This window comes from Streptomyces sp. NPDC057010, assembly GCF_042673805.1.
Taxonomy (GTDB): Bacteria; Actinomycetota; Actinomycetes; order Streptomycetales; family Streptomycetaceae; genus Streptomyces.
In genome coordinates this window covers 1-1,477 of the sequence record NZ_JBHUSC010000130.1, presented here as the reverse complement: position 1 = coordinate 1,477, position 1,477 = coordinate 1, and the positions used below count along the sequence as shown (strand labels likewise).

The 1,477-nt window shown below is 69.1% G+C and carries 2 protein-coding genes; one reads left to right on the top strand and one right to left on the bottom strand.

The features are described 5' to 3' along the window. Positions 1-163 precede the first annotated feature (163 nt). Entirely contained in the window at positions 164-748 is a 585-nt protein-coding gene (locus tag ACFTXQ_RS36585) for a DUF2867 domain-containing protein (RefSeq protein ID WP_382649982.1), read from the bottom strand. An 83-nt stretch (positions 749-831) separates the two neighbouring features. On the opposite strand from ACFTXQ_RS36585, the gene ACFTXQ_RS36580 reads away from it, so the two are divergent. Further along, positions 832-1,389, top strand: coding sequence for a TetR/AcrR family transcriptional regulator (locus ACFTXQ_RS36580; protein ID WP_382649980.1), 558 nt, complete (start codon positions 832-834; stop codon positions 1,387-1,389). Positions 1,390-1,477: the final 88 nt, after the last annotated feature.

The following is a 1,477-nucleotide window of genomic DNA, read 5'->3' as shown; positions in this document are numbered from 1 at the left end:
GGGGGAGCGGTGGGCGCGTCGGATCGCTACGCGCTTCTCGCGTCTCAGCGTCCGCCGCCCGTCCGGGGCTGGTCCAACCCGCACCAGACAGCGGCCACGAGCACCTCGCGGGGTGGCGGGCGCGTCAGATCGCTACGCGCTCCTCATGGCATGGCGTCTGGGGCTAGTTGGCGGCTCTTGCCTGCCACTCGCGGCCGATTCCGCGCAGCATTGCCGGGTAGACGCCGAGGTATCGGAAGGGCTTGATGGCTGCCATGTATACGGTGCCGAGGGGGCCGTTGGGTTTCACCAAGACGGCCATCTGGCCGCGGTAGCCGCCTGTTCCGTCGGGAACCCAGCCGATGTGCATCAGGCCGTGGACCGTGCGGTTGCCCATCTCGGCGACCCACTCGTCATGGGTCTGGTAGACGGACGTGAACGGGACCGCGCCCGGGTCGGTGCCCCTGGGGCCCTCGCGGAGGTCCTCAGGGAGTCGGTCCCGGAGGGAGCCGACGCGGGTGCCGACGCCGGCGTCGGCCTTGTCCCAGCCGAAGAGTTTGCCGAGCTTCCAGCGGATGGCGAAGAGCGTGCGCACCACCGGCGACGAGATGGGCTCGCCCGTTCCCTGGGTGAACTGGTCCACCAGGCGTGCGAGGTCGTCGGGGCCGCCTGGTGTCGGTAGGGCCCAGACGTCCTCGACCTGGAAATCGGTGGCGATCTCGTGGATCCGCCAGGGGCGGGAAGTGTGGGCGGTTATGGGGAGTCTCATGCGTCGGCCCCTATCTATACGATGGCGTATAGATCAAAGCTAGCACCATCTATACGGTGCCGTATAGATGAGGGGAGCACATCATGGGCGTGACGCGCACACCTCGGGGCAAGTGGATCGAGGAGGGGCTCAAGGCGCTGGCCGCCGGCGGTCCGGAGGCCGTGCGGATCGAGCCGCTGGCGCAGGCGCTCGGCGTCAGCAAGGGCGGTTTCTACGGGTACTTCGACAACCGGGGCGCGCTGCTCACCGAGATGCTCGACACCTGGGAACGCGGGGTCACCGAGGCGGTGATCGAGCAGGTCGAGAGCGGCGGCGGAGACGCCAAGGTCAAACTGGAGCGTCTCTTCGCGATCGCCGCATCCGCCGACGGCCCCACGACGGGGGTCGCGGCCGACCTCGCGATCCGCGACTGGGCCCGGCGCGACGACGACGTCGCTGAACGCCTCCGACGCGCCGACAACCGCCGCATGGACTACCTGCGTTCCCTGTTCCGCTCCTTCTGCCCCGACGAGGACGACGTCGAGGCCCGCTGCATGCTCGCCTTCTCCCTGCGCATCGGCTACTACTTCATCGCCGCCGACCACCCAGGCCGCACCCGCGCCGAGGTAATGGCGCTGACCAGACAATGGCTCCTCCGCTAGCCCACCCCCATGTTCCCCTCGCCGCTGTCTGCCGCAGACGCTGAGACGCGAGAAGCGCGTAGCGATCTGACGCGCCCACCGCTCCCCG